Genomic DNA, 26,134 nt, shown 5'->3' with positions numbered 1-26,134 from the left:
TAAAGTAGAGATATCTTGTGATTCATGTTGTTTTATTTGAACCTGAAATTCCTGCAAATACTGGGAATATCATCCGTTTATGTGCCAATACTGGTGCGCAATTACATTTGGTCAAACCACTGGGGTTTGAGTTGGATGATAAAAAACTGCGCCGTGCAGGTTTGGATTATCATGAATGGGCGCATATGAAAGTTTGGGAAAATTTTGCAGAATGTTTGGCTCATTTAGAAGCGCAAGGTATCGACCAGAACGCAATTTATCCGCTCACGACCAAAGGCACTGAAACACCACATACCTCAGATTTAAATCGTCCGATTGCTTTGTTAATGGGGCCAGAAACGCGTGGTTTACCTGAAGATGTTCGTATGATGTTTCCGCAACAACATTGGATTCGTCTGCCGATGGCGCCAAACTCTCGTAGTTTAAATTTATCCAATGCAACAGCTGTGATCTTATATGAAGCATGGCGTCAGCAAGGGTTTAAAGAATTGGTTTAATTCCTTGAATTTATATTGCGATAAAACCAAAGCAAGTTCAAACATAAACTTGCTTTGGTATCTTAAATCTATAACAGTAAAACTTTTCTAATTTTTCTTAATTCTTAATTTTTCAATAAAAATAGTTTTGATACTCTTGAATCAGTAGATACTAAACACTCAATTAATATTTATCATCTTGCTTATTCAGTTATGGTCATTATTTCAGTTTTTTGCTCAAGTTCAATTTGAGCTGCATCAAATTTTCTTTGCGCACGAATCACGTGTTGCATATTTCCTTCTGCCCATATCTTGAACGACAATGCTGTTTGAGCAAATTCCAAACCTAAAGGGGTGAGGGCGTATTCAACGCGAATGACATTATTCTCGTGAATGGTACGTGAAATAAAACCGTCTCTTTCTAAGACTTTTAATTTTTGTGAAAGTACTTTTGGCGAAATTCCTACAAGGTTTTTTTTCAACTCATTAAAATGCTGAGACTGTTGATCTAAGCAATAAATAATTAATAGAATCCATTTATCTGCAAATTTTTCAAAAAAAGATCGAGCAGGGCAATTCGGATGAAAAATATTAAAATTGAAAGCGTTAGTCATTTTAAATTTACCTCGATCATAAAATTTTAATGTAATTCATACAAAAAAGAGACCAGTTACCAACTAGTAACTAATTGATACTAGGTTTCAAAAGTATATCATAATTAAATCAAATCGAGTGAAGTTCAGCGAATGATCTTCAATATGAAATAAAGACTCTTCAATTTTGAGCATAGTCCAATGAAAATAACAGATGCAGTGGTTTTTGTTACAGGTGCTAATCGTGGATTAGGATTGGTATTAGCCCAAGAAGCATTACAGCGTGGTGCTAAAAAAGTATATGCAGGTATGCGTAGTACAGTAGGTTTTGACCAAGACGGTATTATTCCAGTTCAGATTGATGTTACAGATACGGAATCTATTCAAAAAGCAGTTGCAGAATGCGGTGATGTTAATGTACTCATTAACAATGCAGGAATTGCACGATTAAATCAAAGCCCAGTAGATGCAGAAATAATCACAACAACACGCAAAGTCTTAGAAACCAATTTGTATGGTGTTATCGGTAGTACTCAACATTTCTCTCCAATTTTGCAGAAAAATAGTGAAAGTTATATCGTCAATATTTTGTCTGATGTGTCTTGGGAACCGAGTACATTTCTTGCAAGTTATGCTATTTCTAAAGCTGCGGCGTGGTCTTATACCAATTCGACACGACAAGCTTTGAGTCCGTCGAATGTACATGTGATGGGCGTGCATGTTGGTTTTATCGATACGGATTTAACGCAGACTTTGGACATTCCAAAAATTTCACCAAAGACCGTTGCAGAACAAGTTTTTGATGGAATTGAACAAAATGCATTTGAGGTTTTGGTTGGAGAGTCTACTCAGAAATTAAAACAGGATTTAACCGCAGTTATCCCAAGTTATGTAAAGATTTAATTTTAATAAATTTATTTAAAACCAAACGTTTATCCATGAGGAATTCATAATGTCAAATATCGCTGTTGTTTATTATTCAGGTTATGGTCATACCAAAGTCATTGCAGAAACATTTGCACATGAAATTGATGCGCAATTGATTGAGGTTGATCAGGAGGGCAATATTGCTGAAGATGCTTGGGACAAGCTGAATGCTGCTCAAGGTATTGTTTTTGGTGCACCAACGTATATGGCAGGCGTGCCTTGGCAGTTTAAAAAGTTTGCTGATGCAACGTCTAAAATTTGGTTTACCCAAGGTTGGAAAGATAAAGTATTTGCTGGCTTTACTAATAGTGCAAGTATGAACGGTGATAAACAAGTGACTTTAATCAGCTTACAAACACTGGCTTCACAACACGGTGGTATTTGGGTGAGTTTAGGTCTTGCGCCATCAAATACCAAAGCCGCGACGCGTGCTGATGTGAATAATCTGGGTGGTTCTGTAGGCTTACTGGTTCAATCTCCAGCAGATGCAAGTGTAAGCGAAATTCCTTCAGGTGATTTAGAAACAGCGAAACTTTATGCAAAACGTGTTCAAGCAATTGTGAATAAATTTTCAGCTTAAAGCTAAGCACTAAATCGAATGAAAAACAAAAGGCGCATAATGCGCCTTTTGTCGATTTTGAATCATGCAAGCGAAAGCTTATTCATGTTCATTATGTTGTGGAGCAGGGTAACGGAAACCTTTGGTTTTATAACCCAAGTAAAGGATACCGAACATCGCCCACCACAAACCGAATTTTAAAGCGGTTTCTTCAATTTCAAGCCACATTGCAAAGATACTAATAAAACCAAGCAAAGGAATAATCACAAAGCTTAAAATATCTTTAAATGTTTTGGTACGGCCATCACGCAGCGCATAGCGTGAAATCACCGATAAATTTACAAATGTAAATGCAGTTAAAGCACCAAAACTGATCATTGAAATAACAATATCAAGATCCATAAAGCCAGCAGTTAAAGCTACAGCACCCACGATCAAAATGTTGTAAGAAGGGGTAAAGCTTTTTGGACTAATATGACCAAAGATTTTCTTATTAATCACCCCATCACGACCCATCACATACATCAAACGTGATACACCGGCGTGTGCTGAAATCCCCGAAGCCATGACAGTCACAATTGCAAAATACAGCACAACTGTTTTGAAGGCAGCACCACCCACTGCTAGAAGAATATCTGGTTGCGTCGCAGCAACATCTTCAAAGTAGGTTTTAGGATCATTCGGAAAGTAAATTTGCATGAAGTAAGTACTGATGATAAAGATCACACCAGCAAATAATGCAGTCATGAAAATTGCACGTGGTAATGTCTTTTCAGTATCTTTGGTTTCTTCAGCAAGAGAACTCAATGAATCGAAGCCTGTGAACGAGAAGCACAGTAATGTTGCACCAGTGATTAGTGGGCCTAATGCAGTCATCTCATTCCAAAATGGCTCTAAACTCCATAACTGATATTTGGCGTTGACCAAAGTACCATCAGCATTGACACCACTTGCAAGAAGTTGATAAACCATCCATGTGAAGTAAGCAATCACACCCAGCTGTACAAAGACAATCAGACTGTTAAAGTTTGCAACGAATTTAGCACCACGTAAATTCACTACAGTCATTACAACAGTTAAACCAATCACCCAAACCCAATGGTTGATTTCAGGGAAGAGTGCTTCCAAATAAATCACAGCAAGAATGATATTGACCATTGGTGAGAGTAAATAATCTAACCAAGATGACCAACCGACCATAAAGCCGACATTCGGGTGAATAGATTTTTGCGCATAGGTATATGCAGAACCCGACGAAGGATAACGGCGGATCATATGACCATAGCTAATGGATGTAAATAAAATTGCAATCAGTGCAATAATATAAGACGTTGGAACGTGATAATGACTTTCTTCAGATACTAAACCAAAAGTATCAAATAGGGTCATGGGTTGGATATATGCCAAACCAATAATAATGATGTGCCAAAAGCCAAGCGTTTTTTGCAGTTTAGCTGCCGATTGAGTCCCAGGGATATTTGTCAACGGCGTTGTCCTCTTAATCGTTGATCAAGGATCAGTCATATTATAAGGATCGTTTGAGACGAACGATCCCCCCTACAAATAAAACAAAAGTTCGCCAATCTACTCTAAAAAGGTAGCTTTTGTCAGTAACTTTGTTAGTTTTTTTAGCAGAAAATATACCAAATTGTCCAAAAAATAGATGACTTTGGGTTCAATATAAAAAAAGCCCAATGTTGATCAAACATTGGGCTTTTTCAGACACTATTCTTCGGGCATTGTTAGGGAATTACCATGCTTTTTCTAAAATAGCTCTTAAGTCTTTCAGTGTTGCTTCTTTTGGATTAAAAATGATTGAACCATCATTCAAGGCTTTTTCTGCAACATCATCGAGTTGTTCTTTCGTGATTTTACCTGTTTCGCTCAAAGTACGAGGAAGTTTGGTTAAAGCATGCAGACGATCACGAATTTCATTTAACGTTGCAATAGTTTTATTAGCACGTTCATTTGCAGGCGTCTGCGCATAAATGTCAGGTCCAGCAAGTGGTAAAAGTAAATCTGCGATTTTGTCGCCATTCACATCTTTGTTGTATTCCAAAACATAAGGTAAGAATAAGTTCATGCATAAACCATGCGGTAAATGTGCAACAGCACCTAAAGCGTGACCTAGAGAATGAACAATACCGACCATAGAATTGGAGAAAGCAATCCCTGCCATAGTTGATGCTTGTGCTAATTCAAGACGACCATTTGCATCTGTTGGATTTTCTAAAACATTGAACAGATTATTGCTGATTTTTTTGATTGCAGCCGTTGCATAAGCATCGGAGATCGGGTTTGCTGCAATACACGTATAGGCTTCAACCGCATGTGTCATGGCATCCATACCTGTCATCGCGGTTAAATGCGGTGGCAATGTTTGAGTCATGCGAGGGTCTAAAATTGCAGCATGTGGCATTAAATAGTTTGATGCAAATGCTAATTTCACATTTTTCTGATTGTCAGATACCACAGCAGCCAGTGTGACTTCAGATCCCGTACCCGATGTTGTTGGAATCACAAAAAACGGTTTAAGTGGTCTAGGTAAATTATGCGCACCTGAATATTTTAAAAGATCATCACCGCCTTCAGAAACGAGAATATTTGCAGTTTTAGAAGTATCAATGACTGAACCACCACCAACGGCAATAATGGCATCACAATTATTCGTACGATAAGCTTGAGCTGCTGCACGTACTGCTTCTAAGCTTGAATCTGGTGGTACATCATCAAAAATAAAACCGATTTCAATATCAGTTGATTCAAAAGATGCCTCAATCGGTGCCAAAAGATTATTGGCACGCACACCTTTGTCTGTAATGATCATTGGACGTTTTGAGCCTAAAACAGCCAATTCAAAAGGAATATGTTCGAGTGCAGCATGGCCAGCAATCACTTTTACAGGACAGAAAAATTCGTAATATGGTTTAGCCATGGGTTATGCACTCCCTTTTAAATATGATTGGGCAACTTTTAGATAAATATTTGCAGCATTGGTTAGTTTTTCTTTTAACGACAAATCGGCAGGGTATTCTTTCACTGCGAGTTCAGCGACCAGTTTTGGTAAAATTAAAGCTTCCATTTTATTTAAACAACGCACTAAACGAATTGCATAAGCCACATCACCATCTGCGATCATACGGTCATTGGCAAAAGCTTGTGCTGTACTTTCTTGGAATGAAAAAACTAAAAAAGCATGATGAACATGTTTAAAAATGATTGAAAGATCAGGTTTAGTGTCTAAAGATTTGACCAGTTCTAACTGATGGTTTTGTTTAACTCGAGCAATGAAAGCAGCACCGTTTGGAAATACCTTCATTGATAGGGTAAAACCAACAGGAAGTACTGATACTTCATGTTTTATTTCGTCATCAACTTGACTCGCCATCACTAAGCCTCTGCCAATCACATCCATCATGACTTTGACATAAGCTTGTTCTAAAGCGGGTTTGACAGATTTACTTGAAATCACACGCTTGTCCCTTTTATGAGTTGTATTTCTATTTTAGAGTAATTACTCTAATTTATTTTAATGCAAAAAGAAAGTCATTTATTCGGAAATGACTTTAACGTCATTAAAGTAACCGCTCTGTTGCAAATATTCAATCACATCATGACATAATTGCTTGTAATTGGGATAATTTTTAACGAGATCACAAATACGAACCATCTCCAAACCTGCATAACCACATGGGTTAATGGTATGAAAACCATCTAAATTACAATCGATATTAAAAGCTAAACCGTGGTAGCTGCGGCCTTTACGAATCTTAAATCCAAGTGATCCAATTTTTTGATCATTGACATAGACGCCAGGCGCATCTGGTTTTGCATAGGCTTCGATATCGTATTTTTTTAGCAGATTAATCATGAGATTCTCTGCATAAGTTACGAGTGTACGTACATTCCATTTCAAACGATTGAGATCAAACATGAAATAAATGACCATTTGACCTGGACCATGCCACGTGACTTGACCACCTCGATCCGACTGAACGACAGGAATATTTGTCGGAATTAAAATGTGTTCAGGTTTTCCTGCTTGCCCTTGGGTGAGTACATCGGGATGTTGCAAAATCCACAGTTGGTCAGGGGAGTGTTCATCACGCTGCTCAGTATAGTTTTTCATTTCTTGAAAACGGTCTGAATAAGGGGTGAGTTCGAGATATTGACGAATAATAAGAGAGGGTTTTAGAACAGCATCATTCACAGACATGCGTCCTTTAAAAATTCAAATAAAATAGATTATAAAGAAGTTTAGCAAAGATGGCTAAGTCTAAGGAGGTGATATCAAGATATTCCTGAAAATGATCATCAAAAGAGAAATGAGAATATTTTTTATCCATTCTATAAAAGATAACAATGACATGGATGATATTAAGAATGACCACACAACCGCGTTATATTATTCAAACAGGTTCAACAGCTGCACCAGAAACAATCTATATTCAAGTGACCAAAGATGGTCCGTATTTAGTTCATGGAAGCCCGAAACTCTTACAAGTTTTTATTGAAAAAAATGAGACGGGGAATTCAGGACGCTATCGTGAAGGTAAAGCGTTTGAAACCCAAGATAAAATGTATTTGTGTCGCTGTGGACACAGTAAAAAAGCACCATTCTGCGATGGATCACATTTAAAAGCAGGGGAAGATTTAACTGAAGCAAAAAACTTTGCACCATTGCTCGAAGGTTCTTCAGAAATTGATGGGCCTACTCAAATTTTAACGGATAATGAAAATTATTGTGCATTCTCAAGATTTTGCGACAACGGTAATCGTGTTTGGAATGAAGTTCAAATGCAAGGTAAAGAACACGAGCAACTGACTGAATTTATGGTACATAATTGCGCCGCAGGACGTTTATTGGTTTGGGATAAGAAAACTTTGCAGCCTATAGAAACTGCTGAAGATGCGGGCATTTACCCCATTGAAGATCCTGGAATTGGTTGTAGTGGGCCATTAATGGTACGTGGCGGAGTGCGTGTAGAAAGTGCAGATAGGCAGTCTTATGAAATTCGTAACCGTCAGGCATTGTGCCGTTGTGGAAAATCATCGAACAAACCATTTTGTAATGGTGCACATGCTTCGGTGAAATATCAGGATGGGATTAAGTAAAACTTTATCTTTAATTAATTTTAGAGGTGTAAAAAATGCACACTTGTAGCGTGTTTTTTTCTTAGTCTGAAACTATTGTATGGTTTTGAAATTTAATGGATTTAACGATTTTTGGAATTTCTTTTAGATCGTCTTTATTTTGTGTCGCTATGATCACAGATGTCCAATCATTATGTTTTTCTAAAAAAGCTAAACTTGTAATCATTGGACTTTCTGCAATAAAAATATCATCATGATTTAATTGATAATCAGACAATTGCGTGTGTTTTATTGAGTGATAAATTATTGGAAAAGGAAATTTTTTAGCAATGGTGTTGAGATAGCTAAGAAATGTAGGTTGAAATTGATCATAAGTTATTAATTTAGATGCCATGATCATAACTTGTTTATTGGCATTTGGATTGGCAATAAATAATCTATAATGCGTATTATTTCTTTCAGCAGATGTCTGATATGACCAATCTTTCGGTATTGTAAATTCAAAATCATCTTTTTGAATTGTTTGCCAATTTTTAAACAAGTCACACGTGTCTGCTATAGAGGATATTTTTTTATAAATATTGGCTTTTGCGAGATTTTCTCCAAGTGATAACGTGTCATCTTGGTTAATTTTCCACGATAAAGGAATACTAACGTCTTGAGATAATTTGTTGGTTATAAAAAATAATTGATTTTGATCTACTTTATATTTTGCACAAATACCATTAGAAAATGAAACGATTCCTTTCTTAGAGAAAGAAATGACTTCATGCAGAGGTCTTTCTTTTCCGTATTCAAAAATCATTTCCCAGTTACCGACCAAGCGATTATCTGCATAACTATGAGTTATACATAAACTCGCTAGGACATAACTGAGAAAAAGATTTTTAATCATAGCAGATTAAAGAGCAGTACGAATATGTTCACAAGCAGCTAGATCAGCATAAAGGGCATGAACTTGTTCAAGCTCATCAAAACGTAATTGCGCAGTAATCGAATGATACTTGCCTGTACGTGATGGTTGTACAACAAGTGTCGCTTCGTCAAATTCTGGGAAATGTTTTACCAAAATTCCTACAACTGCACCTTTGAGTTCTTCACCCGCATTGCCAATCAGTTTAATTGGGTAATCCATTGGAAAAACCCAAAGATCTTCTTGTAATTCGCGAGATGGAGTGCGGTCTAACATGATTCACCTCTAATTTATAAACAAAGCCTGCGAGAATGCAGGCTTTGTATTTCTCTTAATTACTAAATGGGGATACTCGATTGTTTTTCAAGTCCCTAAAGTAATCTTAGATTAGTCATTTTCTAAGAAAGAACGTAAATGTTCTGAGCGAGAAGGGTGGCGAAGTTTACGTAAAGCTTTCGCTTCAATCTGACGAATACGTTCACGTGTTACGTCAAACTGTTTACCCACTTCTTCCAAAGTATGATCTGTTGGCATATCGATACCAAAACGCATTTTCAATACTTTAGCTTCACGTTCGGTGAGGTTTTCCAAAACTTCACGAGTTGCTTCTTTCAAGCCTTCTGAAGTTGCAGCATCCACTGGAGAGGTGATGTTGCCATCTTCAATGAAATCACCAAGATGCGAATCTTCATCATCACCAATTGGTGTTTCCATAGAAATCGGTTCTTTCGCGATTTTAAGCACTTTACGAACTTTAACTTCATCCATTTCCAAACGTTCACCTAACTCTTCAGGTGTCGGTTCACGCCCCATTTCTTGAAGCAATTGGCGAGACACACGGTTGATCTTGTTAATGGTTTCGATCATGTGTACTGGAATACGAATGGTACGCGCTTGGTCTGCAATCGAACGAGTAATCGCCTGACGAATCCACCATGTTGCATAAGTCGAGAACTTATAACCACGACGGTATTCAAACTTATCCACGGCTTTCATCAAGCCAATGTTACCTTCTTGAATCAAGTCAAGGAATTGCAAACCACGGTTGGTGTATTTTTTCGCAATCGAAATTACCAAACGTAAGTTGGCTTCAACCATTTCTTTTTTCGCACGACGCGCTTTTGCTTCACCAATCGCCATACGTTTAGAAATGTCTTTAATTTCTTTCACATTCAGATTCAGTTCTTTTTCAATATCCGCAATCTTTTGTTGGAAAGCTAATACATCTGGACGAACTTTTTCTAAATATGCTTTTGCTTCAGTCGGTGCTTTTGCAATTTGCTCATCTAACCAAGCTGGATTTGACTCTTGACCTGGGAACGATGTACGGAATTGAGTACGATCCATACGACCACGACGTACTGCATAACGCATTACTTCACGCTCAGAGGTACGAATTTGTTCATGCGTACCACGAATCATTTCAGAAATAATATCAAATAAACGTGGTGTAAATTTAAACATCATAAAGACAGCAGCAAGCGCTTCAATCGCTTCTTTGCCTTCGGCACTGTTACGACCGTGTTTAGCGAGGGTTTCTTTTGCTGTATTCCAAACTGAAGTTAATTCATCAAAACGTGCTTTCGCAATTTCTGGATCTGGACCTGATTCACCTTCTGAATCATCATCGCCTTCAGAAGATTCTTCTTCTTCGTCATCATCATCTAGTTTGACGTCTTTAGTCGGTTTAGCCGATGCGCTTTCATCATCTTCTAACGCTTCTTCAGATTCTTCTTCAATCACTTCTGGAATGACTTCGTCTGACTCAGGGTCTAAGTAACCTGACAAAATATCGGCAAGACGACGTTCGCCTGTTTCATAATCTTTATATTCTTGTAAAACAACTTCTACAGCATTTGGCCAGTATGCGATTGAATGCAATACGTCACGAATACCTTCTTCGATACGTTTGGCAATGCTAATTTCGCCTTCACGTGTCAACAGTTCAACAGTACCCATTTCACGCATATACATACGTACAGGGTCAGTGGTACGACCAGGTTCGTTTTCTACAGAAGCAAGTACGGCAGCAGCTTCTTCTTCTGCAACTTCATCAGCAGCTTCGCTATTTCCTTCGAACATTGTATCGTCAGATTCTGGTGCACGTTCGTGTACAGGAATACCAACGTCTTGAAGCATTTGGATAATGTCTTCAATTTGTTCGCTTTCGGTGATCGAGTCTGGGAGATGATCGTTAACCTCAGCGTAGGTTAAGTAACCTTGTTCTTTGCCTCGGCTAATAAGAGCCGCTACTTGTGAGGTAGGGGAATGCATTTCGCTCATCTTTACTCTCTTCTCGTTGAATCAGTGGCAGTAAAAAACCGTGCATGACAGCACAATTCATATTAATAAATCTGTGAATAGTTTGCGTATTCCATCAGCAAAATACAGCGAAAAGAGCTGCCTGATGAAATATTAAAAATTTAAATTCAGTACAAATAGGTGGGGGTGAAATTGTTATTTTCAAGTTCATCCCATGCGTGTCTCGACCTTGAACTAGCAGTAAAACAGAAAGACGCAGGGTGGATTATATCATGCCACAAAAACTGGTCAGAAAAAAAGCCCCCAAACCGATTTAATTGCAAAAAAAGTAAATAAAACTTGACAAGTTTTTAGAAGCGGGATAAATAGCGGCTAGACCCATTCACTTTTTTTCATTATGAGGTAGTTTTAGTGTCTTCTACAGATTTTGAACTAGATGATAACTACGGTGATGATGATGTTAGTTTTGATGAGTCATCAAGCAAAATTAGCGCTAAAGAATCCTTAGAAAAGCGTCGTTTAATAGATGACTTACTTGCTCAACGCCGTTTAGAACGCGAATTAAAAGATTTTGATTATGATCTTGATGATGACGATCTAGACGACGATGAAGAAGATTAAAAATACATTGGGCATAGTGTCGGAAAATGCTATGCTTCACCCTGATACACATTGAACTGGAAATAAAATGAGTGCTTTAGATTTAGATCTGTTAAGTGACTATTTAGATGGTGACCAAAATGAATATGGTCTAGATTTTGCTGCGACTCATGGATTTTTATGTGCGACTGCGGTAGGCCCAACTTTTGATCAATGGCTTGATGAGTTATTTGATAAAAATCAAAAGAAAGTACCTGCTGAAATCATTGCACAAATTAAAGCATGGCTAGATTCGATTCGCCAAAATTTAGCCAATGAAGAAGGGATTGAATTTCCTTTTGAAATTGAAGAAGCCGATGTTGAATCAAGTCTGGGCGATTGGAGCGTTGGTTTTGTTGACGCGATGTTCCTGAATGAAGATGCTTGGTTTGCACCAGAATACGAAGAGCAAGTCGTTGATTTAACGCTACCAATGATGGTGTTTAGCGGTGTCGATGATGAAGATCCTCAAATGGAGTCTTTCCGTCGCAATGGGCAATTGATGGATGAAATTGCGGAAGAAATTCCAGACAATTTAAATGAAATCTATCTGATGTACCATACACCAGCGAAATGATATTTCTGGTGTTGCTACAATTGCGGCTCATATATCACACAGCAAGTTAATCATTTGATTGTATTGAAAAGCACCTTTCGTAGGTGCTTTTTTATGTTTTGCGTTTTAGTATTGAGACTGAAAATTGAAGAAATTAATTCTCAATTTGTTAGAAAGAGACAGAATCCCAAAGTACTGAGAATAATTCCGATCATACGATTGATGATGATTTGTTTGGTTAGAATTTTATTTCTGATTGTGGGAGTAGAGCAAAATACAGATATTGCTAAAAACCAAATCAAATGACTTAATGATATAAAAAAGCCATAAGCAATCAGTTTTGGCAGATGATTTTCAGAGCTAAGAAGTTGTGCAAAGATACTCATTACAAATAAAGTCGTTTTAGGATTAAAACTATTGGTGAGAAAACCTTGTCTAAATGCCTGCCACGGACGAATGAAACTGCTGTTTTCTTTGTCATTCATTTGTTGTTGCGTAAAAGTTTGGTATCCGATATACATCAAATAGCCCGCACCAATATATTGAATAATATGCAATAAGCTAGGCAATACGTGTTGTAAAAAACTAAGCCCCATCAAACTATAACCAATATGAATCCACACTGCACAAGCAATACCATAGGCGGTATAAATGCCTTGTTTACGCCCATATAAATAGCTATTTCGACTCACCAATGCGAAGTCTGCTCCTGGGCTGATGACAGCAAGTAAGGTGACTGTTGCAATCATTATTATTTCATTCACTCATTTTACCTTGATTGGGTTGAATTAAAGGATTTATATATTTTTCATATATTTGCTATAGTTAAAATCGAATTTAATTCTTATTCATTGATGAGTTTTTGGAATGATTGAGCGATTATCATTGAATTCCCTGAAGTTTTTTTATTATGTGGCACGTTATGGCAGCGTAACAATCGCTGCAAAAAAACTGTTTGTGACGCAGGGCGCAGTTAGTAAGCAATTAAAGAACCTCGAAGAGGTGCTTGGTTTTACACTATTTATTCGTGAGGGGAAGAAATTACAACTGACGAGTGATGGTGAAGTATTGTTTGACTGTTGTCAGCAGGTCTTTCCACAAATTGATCAGTGTTTGGCGCAGTTAAAAGCACAATCTCAGTCTCAGAAAACACTGACACTTTCATGTGAACCAACTATTGCGATGAAGTGGCTTATTCCTCGATTAATTCAATTTAAGCAACGTCATCCACAGATCGAGATCAGTTTATTAACCGATGGTGGTGACGTTGATTTTGAAACCCAAGCGATTGATTTGGCTTTAAGACGCAATGATTTTGATTGGGGGAAGGCTGTTTATAGTGAAAAAATAGCAGACGAATATGTGCTTTGTATTGCACGAAAAAATGATTCATATTTAACCCAACAGCTTTTTGTTTCTAGCTCACGACCCAAATTATGGACGCAACTGAATGATCGATATAAAGGTCAGTTTAAAGGGTTTCAAAAATTGACTTTAGAGCATTTTTATTTATGTATAGAGGCTTGTTTAGCAGGTTTAGGAGCAACTGTCGTGTCAGGCTATATGGTTGAAAAAGAGTTAGATTTTCAATTATTTGAAATGCTTACACCAATTGACCCAGATGGTTCTGCTTACTATTTGCTTTCAACCGCTCCTTTTGAAGACGATGTAGATAAAATGCTTTTTAAAAATTGGTTAATTGAAGAAATGAGAGTGAGCCAGTCCAAGTTTATGGCACTTTCTAATCAACAAGAGATTTAACAATAACTGCCCTCAGAGCAAATAGATAAGGTTTTATTCGATCTGTTTATCTCGGTGCTCCGCCCTAGAGAGTAGATTGATGATATTTTTGTTAAAAGAACTTTATGTATGATTAATATGTATTTTGATTACTCAATTTTAGGTTTTAAACACCAAGCTTTTTCCATCGCATTTTGCCCTTTGAAACTGTCCGATAAATCCACTTGTTCAAGTAATAGAATCTGATAAGCCTTTTGATAATGTTGACGAATTTCAGCTTCAGTGACGGAAAAAGGCGGGCCTTCATAACTATTTTGATCATATTCATAGCTGATGATTAACTGAGGAACATGCGCCAATTCAGTCAGATGAGCTGCATATTGAATACGTGTCTTTTCAGGCAAAGCAACCAATGCTGCCCGATCATAGATTGCATCGATATGACCCAGTAGATTTTTGTTGAGATGAAAAACATCACCCACAAATAAGTCGAGTCGTTCATGTTGATAATGAATCAAATCACCAACTTGATGCTGCGTGAATTCAAGCTGCAATTCATCAATGAGCGCATCGACTGCTTTTTGACTTAATTCAATTGCAACGATACGGAATCCTTGAACAAGTAAGTAGCCAATGTCTAAGGACTTTCCACTCAGTGGAATAAAAATACGCGCATCTTTCGCCAACTCAAGGAACTGCAAATTGTTGACTAATAATGGATTGGGTTGAGGTAGGTGAAAACCGATTCTATTTTCCTGCCAACGTTGATGCCAAAATTCGTAATCCATATCAATCCTATAATTTATATATTATCCAGTAGGTATATGTCGCGACAACAGTATATTTTTTCATATACTATTTTGTTTTATAAAGTTTTTTATACAGCCAAATACTACAAACGATTACGCATATTGCAATAATGACATAACCCACACGGCTGAAAATCTGCTGCATCAGTTCGGTATTATTTCCAAAATAAAAACCAACGTATGCCAAGAATGTCGTCCAAATAATCGTTCCTAATGCGCTATAAGTCATAAATTTCCAAAAAGGCATACGACTCATACCCGCAGGAATACTAATCAATGAACGAACAGCAGGAACCATACGCCCAAAGAAGACCACACGATGTCCATAATGCTCAAACCAATCTAGCGCTTTTTTGACATCATCAGATTTGATAAAAAGATATTTACCATATCGATCAATCCATTTGAAAAGGGCTTCGTGCGATATTTTACGGCCAATCCAATAAAGCGCTGCAGCGGCAATTAAAGAACCGATACTTCCTGCAACAATAACGCCCAATAAGGTTAATTGACCCTGTGATGCAGCAAAACCCGCAGAAGGCATAATAATTTCGGATGGAATGGGCGGGAAGACATTGTCCAAAAACATGAGTAGAGCAATACCGAAGTACCCCAATTGCTCCATAATAGAAATAATCCAATCGGTCATTTTATAAATAAAAATAGGATGTTAGAAACATCCTATGATTTTATTTCATAAATGAACAGTATGAAATTGTAGCAAATAGCGAAAATCAATCTTGATAATGCAACAGGGTATAAATATACACTTTACGTAGTAGATAACATAAAGCGATGGGAATAAGAATGAGTAATAACGACAGGGCAAAATTGGCTTTGAGGCCGAATCCGATTGCCATAGCGATGGTAGAACCTGTGACTAAACCTAAAATCAGGATTAAAAAATGCGGCTGTTGATTTAAGCTTTTTTCAAGTTTTAATGGATCAACGCGTTTGCGCAACATATTCAAATTATGCAGTACAGCGTGATGAGGTGTCATAGTCAAATGAGGTGAATATTTTGAAGTCACTTTTTGCATAGCGGTACTCCTAAAATTATTACAACTGATAGGTGAGTCACGGTTTTTTTGGTGCGTTAAAAAGCTGATTTTATTTAAGTTTATACAAGTAAGTTAGCAATGTTGTGGTGAAAAGCAATCACTAAGATTGGTGAACTTTGTTTATTTTTTGTGATTTAAATTTGGCAATAAAAAACCGTAGTTTTAAGGCTACGGTTTGAAATATTGCAGTATCAACAACGAAAAGATTTTTATTGATTAGATATTTAACATCAGTTCGGGATAAACGCTGATTTAAATTGTTGAAAAGATAGATCAGGCACAACGGAGTCTTATCATTTAAAGTCAGATGAATGGATTAACCTTCGGTTCGACCTACTTTTCTTTCGGGAAAAGTAGGCAAAACCATTTGTCAGTCGCCAACTCGACAGATACTATCATGTACCAAATATATTGCAAAAACAGTATATTGCAGATGTAGTCCTGCCTCGAACAATGCGACTGACGTTTCCGCGTATCATATAGTTGGGAACATATCTTATTCCGAACTCAGGTTTTTTAAATTAAAGACGTTTACGTTTTGCCGCGACAATTTGAGATTGACGCATACGGAAGCCAGCTTTTTGTTTTTCTGAAGTCTTATCGATACAGTATTTACATGAAACGCCATGCTCATAACTGGTTAATTCAACTTCTTCTGGAAGCAAAGGCCATCCGCAAGCGTGGCATTTGGTATTTAGACCTTCTTCTACGCCATGTGTAACGGCTGTACGACCATCAAAAACAAAACATTCGCCTTCCCACATGCTTTCTTCAGCAGGGGTTTCTTCTAGGTATTTTAAAATACCGCCTTTCAAGTGATAAACCTCGTTGAAGCCTTCTTGAAGCAATAATGATGTTGATTTTTCACAACGAATACCACCTGTACAGAACATCGCAATTTTTTTGTCTTTGTGCTGTTCTAGGTTTTGTTTTACATATTCTGGAAACTCACGGAACGTTTCTGTCTTAGGATCAATTGCCCCTTTAAACGTACCTGCTTTGTATTCGTAGTCATTACGTGTATCAATCAAAATCACGTCATCACGTGCAATCAGTTCGTTCCACTCTTTAGGGTCAAGATAATGCCCCACAAGATCGCGCGGTTTTACTTCAACACCGAGCGTTACAATTTCAGTTTTAAGCTTAATTTTCATTTTACGGAAAGGTTTTTCATCACTATGCGATTCTTTATATTCCATCGCATTGAAACCTTCACCTAAAAGGAATTGATTCATGCTGTCAATTGCTTGTCGATCACCTGCAACTGTACCGTTAATTCCTTCACCTGCAACAATTAGAGTCCCACAAAGGTTGATCGTTTTTACCAAGTCTAAAAGACGTTGTTGAAGATCGCTAGGATCTTGAACTTCTTTGAATTGATAAAGCGCTGCAACAACCCAACCAGAGGTCGCTTGCTGTTCTACAGGTGCAAGCTGTTCTACAGTAGCGTTCATGGAAAACTCCAAATGTATAATAATAGGATAAAATTTAAGGCGCATATTTTAGCGCGATTTATTGGAATATGCGAGAAATCCATACACATTGTAGTGAATTTTTAAGGCAGACAATTTTTATGGGTTTAAATACTAAATCTAGTGCTTTAACATTTTTTATATACCATATATAGTATGGCTTAATTGAAAATCAGCATTGAAAATGTGTGCTACATTGTTTGTTTGAGGATATTATTTTGAATAGCCAACGTCGTATACCTTCATTAACGCCTTGTGCAGGCCGTTGTTCAACGGTATTTGGTGATTCAGTTTGTCGAGGTTGTCGTCGTTTTAATCATGAAGTGATTCAGTGGAATACATACTCATCTGAACAGCGGCTGGCTGTGTGGAAGCGTTTAGATGCACAACTTGATCAAATCCTTGTGCCTTTATTGCCTTTAGCTGATTTACAGCACGTAGAAGGGTTTATTCATAGTAAACGAGTACGTGTTTTGGACTCCGCTTCAAAAGGTAGAAAGTATTATCATGCCCTTAAAATCTGTGAAAAAAATCGAAATTTGGCCCATGATAGCGGACTCGGAATAGAATCTAAGCAAGTTAAACCTTTATGGGATGAATTTGAACGCAGAGTATTGGCATTGGCAAATGCAAGCTATGATTTTGCATGGTTAAGAGCAGACGGAATTCGACAAAGTATTTTACATTTAGAAGCGCTTTAATTTTATTGAAAATAAGTGCTGTAAAAGTGTTTTTAAGGACTACGAAAATACTTTCATTGAGCAACAATGGCATGATTTAAGCCAACAAACGTTGATAAGAAAATATCAATTCAATATTAAAATTTAAAAATTCATTTGAAATGGTTGTTTAAATCTACATATAATGTGAACTATATCAAAATAAATATGTGTCAAAGAGAATGAAAATGATTGATCCGGAACAATTAGAAGCAAGCAAACAATTAACACCTGAACAGAAATATGCATCTTTTATTGAACAAGTGCTTGAGAATGGTGAGATTTGGGGATTATGTGGTGAAGGATGGGCTTCATTTTTAGATGATGCACAAGGTATTCAAGCGTTTCCAGTTTGGTCGGATAAATCTTTTGCAGAGTTCAATGCTGTTGGGGATTGGGAAAATTTCAAAGCAACTCCCTTTACGATTCAACAGCTTATCAGTGAACTTGCACCTGAATTATCTCAGGCAAATATTCAGCTTTCGGTATTCAAATTTCCGCAAGATTCGGGGCATTTAATTGCAGCAGAATTGGTTTCAAATACATTACAAAATAAATTAGCCTCTTGATTTTTAACATCTTAAGAAAAGCCTTTTTTCTTAAGATGTATTCATTTATGGGAAGATACATGTAATCCAGCATAGCTTTCGATTAATTGAAAGATCATTGCTCTTTGCTGTTGAGCAATTTCTGAATGAAACCCTTCAACGAGAAATCTGCTAATTAAGCCTTCAATCAGGTTGTAAAAAATATCAGCAATGAATTGATCTGGGTTCACTTGTAGTGAGTAATGATGAATCAATTGTCGTAACCAAGTTTTATGTGCAATTGAAATTTCTTTAATTTCAGTATCTTGAACAGAAGATTCAGCAACAGCTCGGACGAATAAACAACCTTTAAAATGATCTTGCTGAAACCAAAGCATATGCCAGTCATAAATTTTTTCGAGTGCATCAAGTCCTTCAGAATCTGCAACAAATTCCATCAGGCTTTGTCTAAATCGTAAATCACGTTGTTTGAGAACTTCTGCAACAAGCTGTTGTTTATTCTTGAAATAAGTATACATGGTTGTTTTAGAGCAACCTGATTCATCACGGATTAAATCTACACCGACACTGGTAAAACTATTTTTATTAAAAAGTTCTTCCGCAGTAGTCAAAATTTTTATTGCTGATTTAGACATTATATTATTCTCAAAATTGGTGATTGAAAATAGTACAGATCTGTACTATTTTAATTTTAGCGCGCTAAACATAAAAAATCAATCAAGAGGGTATTCCATGTCATTATTTAATGGAAAAGAAAAACTCGCACCGAGAGCGAGAAATCAAGACATCATGAGAAGTTTTATTGGAGGTACGCTTAGTATTCTTATTTTATTGATATTAAGTAAATTTTCGCATAATCCATTTATTATGGCGCCATTTGGCGCAAGTTGTGTGCTTCTTTATGCAGTTTCACAATCTCCGTTGGCACAGCCTAGAAATGTAATTTTAGGACACTTTATTTCGGCTTTGGTCGGAATATGTGTTTTAAAATGGTTTGGCAGCCATATTCTGAGTGTCGCAGTTTCAGTGGGTTTAGCCATTGCTTTGATGATGTATTTCCGTTGTGTACATCCGCCAGCAGGTGCGAATCCTTTAGTGATTTTATTGACGGCAAATACAATTCATTATGATTGGATATTTTTACTATTTCCTGTGCTCACAGGATCAATTGCTTTAGTGATTGTGGCGTATTGGGTGAATAATGTGAAGGCTTCTCAAAAATGGCCCAATTACGGTTTGGCGTTGTGGCGCAGTAAAAATTAAAAAACTCCAGTTCAGTGGTCTGAACTGGAGCTAAACAATTTTTTAAATAAAATGAATTAGATATTGTGTTTTATACGATATTGCACAATTTCTTCAATGGTGATTAAGGTTAAATGATGGGTTTGGGCATAAGCTAAAACTTGTATGCCCGAAGCCATTGTTCCATCTGGATTTGTGACTTCACATAAAACACCAGCGGGTTTTAAACCTGCCATACGTGCCAAATCTATAGAACCTTCGGTATGACCTCGGCGAGTGAGTACACCACCATCTCGCCCACGGAGTGGAAAGACATGACCTGGGCGATTGAGGTCGCTCGCTACAGCACCATCTTTAATTGCTGTGTGAATGGTTGTGGTGCGATCTTTTGCAGATACACCTGTGGTTACACCTTCCGCAGCCTCGATAGTCACGGTAAATGCAGTTTTAAATTGGCTGGAGTTGTCATTCACCATAGGCGGTAATTCTAAATGATCTGCAAGTTCAGCGCTGAGGGTTAAACAAACAATACCTGAACCATCACGAATCATTCGTGCCATCGTTTCGACATTTAAAGTTTCTGCTGCAACAATCAAATCTGCTTCATTTTCACGATCAAAATCGTCCATGACCAAAACAGGTTTGCCTTGGCGCATATCTTCTAAAGCTTGTTCGATGCGTTGATCCGCAGGGGAAAGGGTAGAAAAGAAAATTTCGGGTTGAATTAAACTAGACATTGAAACGCTCTCGTAAAAAAATTATACGGTTGAACATTTCAGGACATGAGAAATAGTGGCGTTACAAAACCATTTCCAAAATGATCATTTTGGAAATCTTTAGCTGTGACGTCGTCTTCTTTCATCCGGACTATACCGTCGGCTTTGGCATTTCACCAAATCTGCGAATCACTGTTTCTAGTGATCCGCTCGTGGGCTGTTGGCGCATGATTTAAGGAATTATAAATCAGACCAATTTACCACCGGTGGGGAATTACGCCCCGCCCTGAAGCGATGTCATATGATTATAGTCCTAAATAATCAGAAAAGTAGAGCGTTTTATAGAATGATCAGTTTTATGTATAGAACAATTTTTGCTAAAGCTTTGCCAAACAGAAACAATCTCTTGTGTGTATTTGACTTAGAATAGAATTCATGTGTAAAAATTAATGTTTGCTGTATCAAATATAAATAACGTCAGTTCGGGATAAACTTTGATGTAAGTTATTGAAAAGATAGATCATACACAGCGGAGTCTTATCGTTTAAAGTCAAATGTAAGGATTAACCTTCGGTTCGACCTACTTTTCTTTCGGGAAAAGTAGGCAAAACCATTTGTCAGTCGCCAACTCGACAGATACTATCAAGTACCAAATATATTGCAAAAACAGTATATTACAGGTGCAGCCCTGCCTCAAACAATGCGACTGACGTTTCCGCGTATCATATAGTTGGGAACATATCTTATCCCGAACTCAGGTTAAATAGGAAATGAGTTTTTAATATCGACTTTTGAAATAAAAACGACAGCGAGGAATGAAGATTGATAAAAATACCAACACAGTACTATCCTTGGAATACAGAATTATTCATCAAACATTTACAGGTTTTTGGTTTTACATTGCTTGCTGTAAGTATGTTGTATTTGGTTGCTGCCAACTGGTTGCTGTTGCCACAAATAATTCAGCTTGCTATCCCCCAAGTTTTATTATTACTGAGCGCAATTTGTAGTTTGCTGGTCGTAAAGTATGATTTCTTAGTGCAATGTTTTCATACCATATGTGGTTTGATGATTGGTTTGAGTTTGGCCGTGATTGGGCAGACTTACCAAACAGGTGCTGACAGTTATCTCTTATTTCTGATTTGGTCCGTTTTACTTTTACCGTGGCTATATCGTCATAATATTGGTGTTTTCCTTTTATTATGTATAGTCAGTCAGATTGCACTTTTCATGTTTTTTATCCAAACTTTTTTTGGGGATCAATATCCTGAATTGTTTCTAGTTTGCATTAACCTATTTGCGCTCATTCAATTTTATTTTTGTAATAAGTACTATTCAAAATTACGTTATATATTCCTATTGTGGTTTGCCATGCTCTCTGTTTGGCACATGATGATGTATTTATATGATCACAAAGGCTTTCTTTATTTTATTCTGGCTTTCATACCATTAGGTATTTCATTGACATATTATTATAAAAATAAAGATTCATTGTGTAGTGTGCTTTCATCAGTTGGACTGGGGGTCACATTCACCTTAATTATTGTTAAAGTGGTGGCTAATTTTGGGGGTCATAATGAAATTTTTGAATTATTTTTTATAGCCCTGATTGTTTTTGCGTGGTTTGCTTTAATTACTTATCTGTTGATTAAATTCATTCCTCAAAGTCGATTTAATGCTATTCCACTTGCTGTTGGTGCTTGGATTTCAGGCGCTTTTTTTGCATCGCTCATGCTGACATTTTGGGGAAATTTTTCTTTGATTATGGGCGTAGTTTTTGTTGCTGTCGCAGCTTATCTTTTGAAAGTTTCACAACGTCTGTTTTTAAGGCAGTTTGCTTATTGTATATGGGTTGCTGGGCAAATCGCAGTTATCTTTCATACCGCTGATTTAATAGATCAAATACTTCCTATTGTATTGTTACAATTGGGAATGCTGATCTTAAGCTGTTTTATGCGAACACATTGGTTTTTTGTCTTTCTCCAAATCTTGAGTTTGTATGCAGCTGGTGTTGCTTATATTTGGGAATATAATGCATATCTAAGCTGGATCAATCTTTTTACAAATTTTGCCTATTTGGTGCTTTGGAACTATATATTCTATTTTGTAATCCTTGCGATTAAATGGATTAAACCAGATGAATATCAACGTAGTTTATTACTGGCCGTTCTTGTTATAATTTTATTTTCAATGGGTTTGCATACCTTATTTGGGAAATATGAATTGGCAAGAATTGAATATATTCCAATATTAGTATTTGGCTTACCGATCTTATGGCTCATTCTTTTTATATTTTTACATATTCAGAAACAGGTTAATTTATTTGGGCAATTGATCTTAATTGTTTTTGCCGCCTTGTTAATTTTTTATGGTTATTTCGATATTTTTATTTGCTTAGCTGTACTTTCATGGACATTAAGGAAACAAGACAAAGTTGTATATAGTTTTGCATTGGTCACTTTCGCCTTAATTTTAGGTTTTTTATATTATTCATTAGATGTCCCATTCCTGATTAAGAGTTTAAGTATTTTTATGTCTGGTTTGGTATTGTTATTACTGACTGTGGTCTTGAATAAATTTAAAAATAAAGAGGAGTTAAGCGTATGAAGAAAATGATTCCTCTTTGTTTAGCATTATTCAGTATTGTTGTTTTTTTAGGTATGATTTTTAAAAATGAACTGCACTTGAAAAATAGCGAAAGCATCTATGTACGTTTACAACCTGTAGATCCGCGTTCGATTCTTCAGGGAGATTATATGGCTTTGAATTATCAACTGTATTTTGCACCTCAAAATTCAGCTCTTGAAAATACAGATCAACCCAATATCAATTCAGAAGATCATATTTTTTCGGGTTATTATTTTGATCAAATCATTAAGAATAAGTCTTCAATCGTGACTTATGTTGAATTAGATCAACAAAGGCGAGTGATACATACCCGTTTTGAGCTACCCCAAAAAGTTCGCACTTACCGACTGATTCTCCAAAACCCAAATAATCGGCACAGTATGCTATATCCTGCATCGAACAGTTTTCTTTTTGCAGAAGGTTTAGCAGATTGCTATCAACAAGCCAAATATGCTGAATTTAAGGTCGATGAACAGGGGAATGCTATACTCACCGCATTGAAAGGTGATCAGCTACAAGATTTAGGCTGTGAAGCGAAACGTGATTGGTTTCAAAGCTTTCATACGATAAAGGTCAATGCTTAATCAAGGCATTAAAAAATTTATCACAATAAAAAATCCGCATTAAGCGGATTTTTTGCGACTGTACAATATAAGCAACTTAAATTAAGCAACTTGAACAGGAATACAGTTTGCAGTGTGGTTGACTGTATTGTTTGGGTTTGCATAAACCAAACGCGGTTTATGTGCATCAGCTTCAGCATTGCTGAAATCGCCAAATGTTGCAATAATTAATAAATCGCCAACATCAGCTTGATGTGCAGCACCACCATTTACAGAAATGATGCCAGAACCTTCTTCGCCACGAATCGCGTAAGTTGTAAAGCGCTTACCATTAGTCACGTTCCAAATGTGAATTTCTTCATATTCGCGGATACCAGCTAAATCCAAAAGAGTACCGTCAATTGCGCAAGAACCTTCATAATGAAGTTCAGCTTGTGTAACAACACAACGGTGGATTTTTGCTTTTAATAAACGAGATAGCATGATTCGCGTCTCCAGAGTAGCCCTTACGATTGTTATTTGGTGTTTATTTAACAATTTTCAATAGGGAGGATGCATTAGAAAGCGCATTTTGCTCTTAAAAATGTATCATGGCAAGGAAAATTGTTTAACAAAGAATATTTTTTTACGGATCCAAAATTAAGGTTTGTAAGCATTTATTTGATTCATTGCTTGTTGAATCTCGCCATTAACCAATAATTTTGTTCTGCCCAAAGCATGATGAATTGCATCATCCATCAAAATTTGTTCACTGCTTGGTGCTTTACCTAAAACATGCCCAGAAACTTTTTCTTTCGCGCCTGGATGTCCTATGCCTATACGTAAGCGATGAAAATTAGAACCAATGTGTGGGACAATGTCTCGTAGACCATTATGACCACCATGTCCACCACCTGTTTTCAGACGAATGATACCCGGATCCATATCCAGTTCGTCATGGGCAATGAGAATTTCTTCAGGTTTAATTTGATAGAATTTGGCAAAGGGTACAACACTTTGACCAGAAAGATTCATGAAGGTTGTCGGCAACAACAGACGAATGTCTTGACCTTCAATATTACCACGACCACTGATCCCTTTATACTTTGAATCAGTTTTTAAGTGGATGCCATATCGTTCTGCAAGGCGTTCTACAAACCAGAAGCCCGCATTATGGCGGGTTTGGGCATATTCCGAACCGGGATTACCCAAACCGATAATCAGTGAAAGTTTACTCACTCATTTACACCATTAAATACTTATGCGCGTTTGAAATCTGCGTGCATAGGAGTATTTTTAGCTGGGTGACGTTGTAAAGCTTGGATTTTAACGCTTTCAGCTTTACCGTCGATGTTTACTTCAATTACTTCTTCAAAGAAAGCATTGTTTTCTAAAGCTTTAACAAGTTCACGAAGCTCTAAAGTTACAGCTACAGGTTCAGCAGAACCACCGTAGATGATCGCTGGAACTTTATTTTGCAGGCGAAGGCGGCGGCTCGAACCTTTCCCTTGAACTGCTTCTTCACGTGCTACTGCATTTAATACGAAGTTTGCCATGATGACATTTCCTCATTGAGTTTAATTAGACTGAACTTTCGACCAGTTCAGTGATAGAAAGCCCCACCAAAGGGCAGGGCTTCGAAAATTTGCGCTATTATAGATAAGAATCGAACATCGCGCTAATAGATTCTTCGTTATTAATACGACGAATTGTTTCTGCAACCATACTTGCTACAGAAACTTGGCGAATCTTACCAAGCTTTAAAGCTTCATCTGATAATGGAATTGTGTCAGTAACAACCAATTCATCAATTACAGATTTGCTTAAATTTTCAAGTGCTTTACCTGAAAGTACTGGATGTGTTGCATAAGCAACAACTTTGCGAGCACCAAAAGTTTTTAATGCGTCAGCAGCTTTACACAAAGTACCTGCGGTATCAACCATGTCATCAACAATAACACAGTCACGATCACGTACGTCACCAATCAAATGCATCACTTGTGATTCATTCGCTTTTTGACGGCGTTTATCAATAATCGCAAGATCGATATCGCCCATTTGTTTTGCAACAGCACGTGCACGTACAACACCACCAACGTCAGGTGAAACCACCATCAAGTTATGATGTTGTTGTTGACGCAAGTCAGCAAGCAAAGCAGGCGTACCGTAGATGTTATCTACTGGAATATCGAAGAAACCTTGGATTTGGTCTGCATGCAAGTCGATCATGACAACACGGTCAATCCCAACAGTTGTTAGCATATCTGCAACAACTTTAGCTGTGATTGGTACACGAGTTGAACGAGGACGACGGTCTTGGCGTGCATAACCGAAGTAAGGAATCACAGCCGTAATACGACCAGCACTTGCACGACGCAAAGCATCAGCCATAACTAAGATTTCCATTAGGTTATCATTCGTCGGGGCACAAGTAGGCTGTACGATAAATACGTCTTTACCACGCACATTTTCAGTAATTTCGACGGTGATTTCACCATCAGAAAATTTACCTACAGCAGCAGCTCCCAAAGGGATGTGCAAGTGGCTAACGACTTTTTGGGCGAATTGTGGATGTGCAGTTCCACTAAAAACGACAAGATTGGGCATGAAGCACCCTTGGCGGTTGGAAATTTAAAAT

At 37.2% G+C, this 26,134-nt stretch carries 31 protein-coding genes and 1 riboswitch; of the genes, 12 read left to right on the top strand and 19 right to left on the bottom strand.

Annotated elements, in window-relative coordinates:
- Positions 1-17 precede the first annotated feature (17 nt).
- On the top strand, positions 18-497 hold the full coding sequence (locus tag CDA10_RS01835; protein WP_089603819.1) for a tRNA (cytidine(34)-2'-O)-methyltransferase: 480 nt from the start codon (positions 18-20) through the stop codon (positions 495-497).
- Between the two features lie 182 nt (positions 498-679).
- Here CDA10_RS01835 and CDA10_RS01830 read toward each other — a convergent pair whose 3' ends face one another.
- Positions 680-1,090: a winged helix-turn-helix transcriptional regulator gene (locus CDA10_RS01830; RefSeq protein WP_089603818.1), complete on the bottom strand. Its 411-nt coding sequence runs from the start codon at positions 1,088-1,090 to the stop codon at positions 680-682.
- 180 nt (positions 1,091-1,270) lie between these two features.
- Here CDA10_RS01830 and CDA10_RS01825 point away from each other — a divergent pair, with 180 nt between their 5' ends.
- Positions 1,271-1,972, top strand: a complete 702-nt coding sequence (locus CDA10_RS01825) for an SDR family oxidoreductase (RefSeq protein WP_089603817.1) — start codon at positions 1,271-1,273, stop codon at positions 1,970-1,972.
- 49 nt (positions 1,973-2,021) lie between these two features.
- On the top strand, positions 2,022-2,576 hold the full coding sequence (locus tag CDA10_RS01820; protein WP_089603816.1) for a flavodoxin family protein: 555 nt from the start codon (positions 2,022-2,024) through the stop codon (positions 2,574-2,576).
- Positions 2,577-2,654: 78 nt separating this feature from the next.
- Here CDA10_RS01820 and CDA10_RS01815 read toward each other — a convergent pair whose 3' ends face one another.
- From CDA10_RS01815 to lipB, 4 genes are all read right to left on the bottom strand, one after another.
- Positions 2,655-4,040, bottom strand: a complete 1,386-nt coding sequence (locus tag CDA10_RS01815; RefSeq protein ID WP_089603815.1) for an APC family permease — start codon at positions 4,038-4,040, stop codon at positions 2,655-2,657.
- A 265-nt stretch (positions 4,041-4,305) separates the two neighbouring features.
- Complete coding sequence (locus CDA10_RS01810; protein ID WP_089603814.1) at positions 4,306-5,490, bottom strand: iron-containing alcohol dehydrogenase; 1,185 nt, start codon at positions 5,488-5,490, stop codon at positions 4,306-4,308.
- 3 nt (positions 5,491-5,493) lie between these two features.
- Positions 5,494-6,027, bottom strand: a complete 534-nt coding sequence (locus CDA10_RS01805; protein ID WP_089603813.1) for a hypothetical protein — start codon at positions 6,025-6,027, stop codon at positions 5,494-5,496.
- 78 nt (positions 6,028-6,105) lie between these two features.
- Complete coding sequence (lipB, locus tag CDA10_RS01800; protein WP_089603952.1) at positions 6,106-6,765, bottom strand: lipoyl(octanoyl) transferase LipB; 660 nt, start codon at positions 6,763-6,765, stop codon at positions 6,106-6,108.
- A 173-nt stretch (positions 6,766-6,938) separates the two neighbouring features.
- Between lipB and CDA10_RS01795 the strand changes: the two genes are divergently transcribed.
- Complete coding sequence (locus tag CDA10_RS01795; RefSeq protein ID WP_089603812.1) at positions 6,939-7,670, top strand: CDGSH iron-sulfur domain-containing protein; 732 nt, start codon at positions 6,939-6,941, stop codon at positions 7,668-7,670.
- A 61-nt stretch (positions 7,671-7,731) separates the two neighbouring features.
- Here the strand turns inward: CDA10_RS01795 and CDA10_RS01790 are convergent, their stop codons facing one another.
- The 3 genes from CDA10_RS01790 to rpoD form a co-directional block, all read right to left on the bottom strand.
- A complete protein-coding gene (locus tag CDA10_RS01790) occupies positions 7,732-8,544 on the bottom strand; it encodes a hypothetical protein (RefSeq protein WP_089603811.1) in 813 nt (270 codons plus the stop codon).
- Between the two features lie 6 nt (positions 8,545-8,550).
- Complete coding sequence (locus tag CDA10_RS01785; RefSeq protein ID WP_089603810.1) at positions 8,551-8,838, bottom strand: YbeD family protein; 288 nt, start codon at positions 8,836-8,838, stop codon at positions 8,551-8,553.
- Positions 8,839-8,949: 111 nt separating this feature from the next.
- Positions 8,950-10,845 carry an RNA polymerase sigma factor RpoD gene (gene rpoD, locus CDA10_RS01780; RefSeq protein ID WP_089603809.1) on the bottom strand — a complete coding sequence of 632 codons (1,896 nt, stop codon included), beginning with the start codon at positions 10,843-10,845 and terminating at the stop codon, positions 8,950-8,952.
- Between the two features lie 390 nt (positions 10,846-11,235).
- Between rpoD and CDA10_RS01775 the strand changes: the two genes are divergently transcribed.
- Positions 11,236-11,445, top strand: a complete 210-nt coding sequence (locus CDA10_RS01775) for a PA3496 family putative envelope integrity protein (RefSeq protein WP_010113136.1) — start codon at positions 11,236-11,238, stop codon at positions 11,443-11,445.
- A gap of 67 nt (positions 11,446-11,512) precedes the next feature.
- Positions 11,513-12,040 (top strand): YecA/YgfB family protein, encoded by a 528-nt coding sequence (locus tag CDA10_RS01770; protein ID WP_089603808.1) that lies wholly within the window; start codon positions 11,513-11,515, stop codon positions 12,038-12,040.
- Positions 12,041-12,180: 140 nt separating this feature from the next.
- On the opposite strand, the gene CDA10_RS01765 is transcribed toward CDA10_RS01770, so the two are convergent.
- A complete protein-coding gene (locus CDA10_RS01765) occupies positions 12,181-12,783 on the bottom strand; it encodes a LysE family translocator (protein WP_089603807.1) in 603 nt (200 codons plus the stop codon).
- A 103-nt stretch (positions 12,784-12,886) separates the two neighbouring features.
- Between CDA10_RS01765 and CDA10_RS01760 the strand changes: the two genes are divergently transcribed.
- A complete protein-coding gene (locus tag CDA10_RS01760) occupies positions 12,887-13,780 on the top strand; it encodes a LysR family transcriptional regulator (RefSeq protein WP_089603806.1) in 894 nt (297 codons plus the stop codon).
- Positions 13,781-13,908: 128 nt separating this feature from the next.
- Here CDA10_RS01760 and tmpT read toward each other — a convergent pair whose 3' ends face one another.
- The 4 genes from tmpT to trhO all read right to left on the bottom strand — a co-directional run bounded on the left by tmpT (position 13,909) and on the right by trhO (position 17,083).
- Complete coding sequence (gene tmpT / locus CDA10_RS01755; protein WP_089603805.1) at positions 13,909-14,547, bottom strand: thiopurine S-methyltransferase; 639 nt, start codon at positions 14,545-14,547, stop codon at positions 13,909-13,911.
- A 67-nt stretch (positions 14,548-14,614) separates the two neighbouring features.
- Positions 14,615-15,193 (bottom strand): DedA family protein, encoded by a 579-nt coding sequence (locus tag CDA10_RS01750; RefSeq protein WP_089603951.1) that lies wholly within the window; start codon positions 15,191-15,193, stop codon positions 14,615-14,617.
- A gap of 109 nt (positions 15,194-15,302) precedes the next feature.
- Positions 15,303-15,608 (bottom strand): hypothetical protein, encoded by a 306-nt coding sequence (locus CDA10_RS01745; RefSeq protein WP_089603804.1) that lies wholly within the window; start codon positions 15,606-15,608, stop codon positions 15,303-15,305.
- Positions 15,609-16,150: 542 nt separating this feature from the next.
- The gene (gene trhO, locus CDA10_RS01740; protein ID WP_089603803.1) at positions 16,151-17,083 is read right to left on the bottom strand and encodes an oxygen-dependent tRNA uridine(34) hydroxylase TrhO; all 933 of its coding nucleotides are present in this window, start codon (positions 17,081-17,083) and stop codon (positions 16,151-16,153) included.
- Between the two features lie 236 nt (positions 17,084-17,319).
- Here trhO and CDA10_RS01735 point away from each other — a divergent pair, with 236 nt between their 5' ends.
- Together CDA10_RS01735 and CDA10_RS01730 are read left to right on the top strand one after the other, a co-directional pair.
- Positions 17,320-17,802, top strand: coding sequence for a DUF1289 domain-containing protein (locus CDA10_RS01735; protein WP_089603950.1), 483 nt, complete (start codon positions 17,320-17,322; stop codon positions 17,800-17,802).
- A gap of 206 nt (positions 17,803-18,008) precedes the next feature.
- Positions 18,009-18,389, top strand: coding sequence for a DUF2750 domain-containing protein (locus CDA10_RS01730; protein WP_157909334.1), 381 nt, complete (start codon positions 18,009-18,011; stop codon positions 18,387-18,389).
- Between the two features lie 41 nt (positions 18,390-18,430).
- On the opposite strand, the gene CDA10_RS01725 is transcribed toward CDA10_RS01730, so the two are convergent.
- Positions 18,431-19,003: a TetR/AcrR family transcriptional regulator gene (locus tag CDA10_RS01725; RefSeq protein WP_089603801.1), complete on the bottom strand. Its 573-nt coding sequence runs from the start codon at positions 19,001-19,003 to the stop codon at positions 18,431-18,433.
- Between the two features lie 97 nt (positions 19,004-19,100).
- On the opposite strand from CDA10_RS01725, the gene CDA10_RS01720 reads away from it, so the two are divergent.
- Positions 19,101-19,631 carry an HPP family protein gene (locus CDA10_RS01720; RefSeq protein ID WP_089603800.1) on the top strand — a complete coding sequence of 177 codons (531 nt, stop codon included), beginning with the start codon at positions 19,101-19,103 and terminating at the stop codon, positions 19,629-19,631.
- Positions 19,632-19,687: 56 nt separating this feature from the next.
- Here the strand turns inward: CDA10_RS01720 and ribB are convergent, their stop codons facing one another.
- The gene (ribB, locus tag CDA10_RS01715) at positions 19,688-20,347 is read right to left on the bottom strand and encodes a 3,4-dihydroxy-2-butanone-4-phosphate synthase (RefSeq protein WP_089603799.1); all 660 of its coding nucleotides are present in this window, start codon (positions 20,345-20,347) and stop codon (positions 19,688-19,690) included.
- A gap of 109 nt (positions 20,348-20,456) precedes the next feature.
- A riboswitch (FMN riboswitch) is annotated at positions 20,457-20,623 on the bottom strand.
- A gap of 525 nt (positions 20,624-21,148) precedes the next feature.
- Between ribB and CDA10_RS01710 the strand changes: the two genes are divergently transcribed.
- Both CDA10_RS01710 and CDA10_RS01705 read left to right on the top strand, forming a co-directional pair.
- Positions 21,149-22,933: a DUF2157 domain-containing protein gene (locus CDA10_RS01710; RefSeq protein WP_089603798.1), complete on the top strand. Its 1,785-nt coding sequence runs from the start codon at positions 21,149-21,151 to the stop codon at positions 22,931-22,933.
- Positions 22,930-23,538, top strand: a complete 609-nt coding sequence (locus tag CDA10_RS01705; protein ID WP_089603797.1) for a GDYXXLXY domain-containing protein — start codon at positions 22,930-22,932, stop codon at positions 23,536-23,538. The genes CDA10_RS01710 and CDA10_RS01705 overlap by 4 nt, the downstream gene beginning before the upstream one ends.
- An 81-nt stretch (positions 23,539-23,619) precedes the next feature.
- On the opposite strand, the gene panD is transcribed toward CDA10_RS01705, so the two are convergent.
- The 4 genes from panD to CDA10_RS01685 form a co-directional block, all read right to left on the bottom strand.
- On the bottom strand, positions 23,620-24,000 hold the full coding sequence (panD, locus tag CDA10_RS01700) for an aspartate 1-decarboxylase (RefSeq protein ID WP_089603796.1): 381 nt from the start codon (positions 23,998-24,000) through the stop codon (positions 23,620-23,622).
- Positions 24,001-24,156: 156 nt separating this feature from the next.
- Positions 24,157-24,735: an aminoacyl-tRNA hydrolase gene (pth, locus tag CDA10_RS01695; RefSeq protein ID WP_089603795.1), complete on the bottom strand. Its 579-nt coding sequence runs from the start codon at positions 24,733-24,735 to the stop codon at positions 24,157-24,159.
- Positions 24,736-24,755: 20 nt separating this feature from the next.
- The gene (rplY, locus tag CDA10_RS01690; protein WP_089603794.1) at positions 24,756-25,052 is read right to left on the bottom strand and encodes a 50S ribosomal protein L25; all 297 of its coding nucleotides are present in this window, start codon (positions 25,050-25,052) and stop codon (positions 24,756-24,758) included.
- A 97-nt stretch (positions 25,053-25,149) separates the two neighbouring features.
- A complete protein-coding gene (locus tag CDA10_RS01685) occupies positions 25,150-26,103 on the bottom strand; it encodes a ribose-phosphate pyrophosphokinase (protein WP_004722497.1) in 954 nt (317 codons plus the stop codon).
- Positions 26,104-26,134: the final 31 nt, after the last annotated feature.

It is taken from the genome of Acinetobacter piscicola (assembly GCF_002233755.1).
GTDB lineage: Bacteria > Pseudomonadota > Gammaproteobacteria > Pseudomonadales > Moraxellaceae > Acinetobacter > Acinetobacter piscicola.
This window is presented reverse-complemented; position numbering and strand designations above follow the sequence as displayed.

What these genes read in the sequence shown, in the direction of transcription:
- CDA10_RS01745 (WP_089603804.1), bottom strand. Translation starts at nt 15,608, where the DNA reads ATGCAAAAAGTGACTTCAAAATATTCACCTCATTTGACTATGACACCT.
- CDA10_RS01825 (WP_089603817.1), top strand. Translation starts at nt 1,271, where the DNA reads ATGAAAATAACAGATGCAGTGGTTTTTGTTACAGGTGCTAATCGTGGA.
- CDA10_RS01810 (WP_089603814.1), bottom strand. Translation starts at nt 5,490, where the DNA reads ATGGCTAAACCATATTACGAATTTTTCTGTCCTGTAAAAGTGATTGCT.
- rplY (WP_089603794.1), bottom strand. Translation starts at nt 25,052, where the DNA reads ATGGCAAACTTCGTATTAAATGCAGTAGCACGTGAAGAAGCAGTTCAA.
- CDA10_RS01795 (WP_089603812.1), top strand. Translation starts at nt 6,939, where the DNA reads ATGACCACACAACCGCGTTATATTATTCAAACAGGTTCAACAGCTGCA.
- CDA10_RS01685 (WP_004722497.1), bottom strand. Translation starts at nt 26,103, where the DNA reads ATGCCCAATCTTGTCGTTTTTAGTGGAACTGCACATCCACAATTCGCC.
- CDA10_RS01830 (WP_089603818.1), bottom strand. Translation starts at nt 1,090, where the DNA reads ATGACTAACGCTTTCAATTTTAATATTTTTCATCCGAATTGCCCTGCT.
- panD (WP_089603796.1), bottom strand. Translation starts at nt 24,000, where the DNA reads ATGCTATCTCGTTTATTAAAAGCAAAAATCCACCGTTGTGTTGTTACA.
- trhO (WP_089603803.1), bottom strand. Translation starts at nt 17,083, where the DNA reads ATGAACGCTACTGTAGAACAGCTTGCACCTGTAGAACAGCAAGCGACC.
- CDA10_RS01770 (WP_089603808.1), top strand. Translation starts at nt 11,513, where the DNA reads ATGAGTGCTTTAGATTTAGATCTGTTAAGTGACTATTTAGATGGTGAC.
- ribB (WP_089603799.1), bottom strand. Translation starts at nt 20,347, where the DNA reads ATGTCTAGTTTAATTCAACCCGAAATTTTCTTTTCTACCCTTTCCCCT.
- tmpT (WP_089603805.1), bottom strand. Translation starts at nt 14,547, where the DNA reads ATGGATTACGAATTTTGGCATCAACGTTGGCAGGAAAATAGAATCGGT.
- CDA10_RS01705 (WP_089603797.1), top strand. Translation starts at nt 22,930, where the DNA reads ATGAAGAAAATGATTCCTCTTTGTTTAGCATTATTCAGTATTGTTGTT.
- rpoD (WP_089603809.1), bottom strand. Translation starts at nt 10,845, where the DNA reads ATGAGCGAAATGCATTCCCCTACCTCACAAGTAGCGGCTCTTATTAGC.
- CDA10_RS01785 (WP_089603810.1), bottom strand. Translation starts at nt 8,838, where the DNA reads ATGTTAGACCGCACTCCATCTCGCGAATTACAAGAAGATCTTTGGGTT.
- CDA10_RS01720 (WP_089603800.1), top strand. Translation starts at nt 19,101, where the DNA reads ATGTCATTATTTAATGGAAAAGAAAAACTCGCACCGAGAGCGAGAAAT.
- CDA10_RS01820 (WP_089603816.1), top strand. Translation starts at nt 2,022, where the DNA reads ATGTCAAATATCGCTGTTGTTTATTATTCAGGTTATGGTCATACCAAA.
- CDA10_RS01730 (WP_157909334.1), top strand. Translation starts at nt 18,009, where the DNA reads ATGATTGATCCGGAACAATTAGAAGCAAGCAAACAATTAACACCTGAA.
- CDA10_RS01750 (WP_089603951.1), bottom strand. Translation starts at nt 15,193, where the DNA reads ATGGAGCAATTGGGGTACTTCGGTATTGCTCTACTCATGTTTTTGGAC.
- CDA10_RS01790 (WP_089603811.1), bottom strand. Translation starts at nt 8,544, where the DNA reads ATGATTAAAAATCTTTTTCTCAGTTATGTCCTAGCGAGTTTATGTATA.
- CDA10_RS01725 (WP_089603801.1), bottom strand. Translation starts at nt 19,003, where the DNA reads ATGTCTAAATCAGCAATAAAAATTTTGACTACTGCGGAAGAACTTTTT.
- CDA10_RS01760 (WP_089603806.1), top strand. Translation starts at nt 12,887, where the DNA reads ATGATTGAGCGATTATCATTGAATTCCCTGAAGTTTTTTTATTATGTG.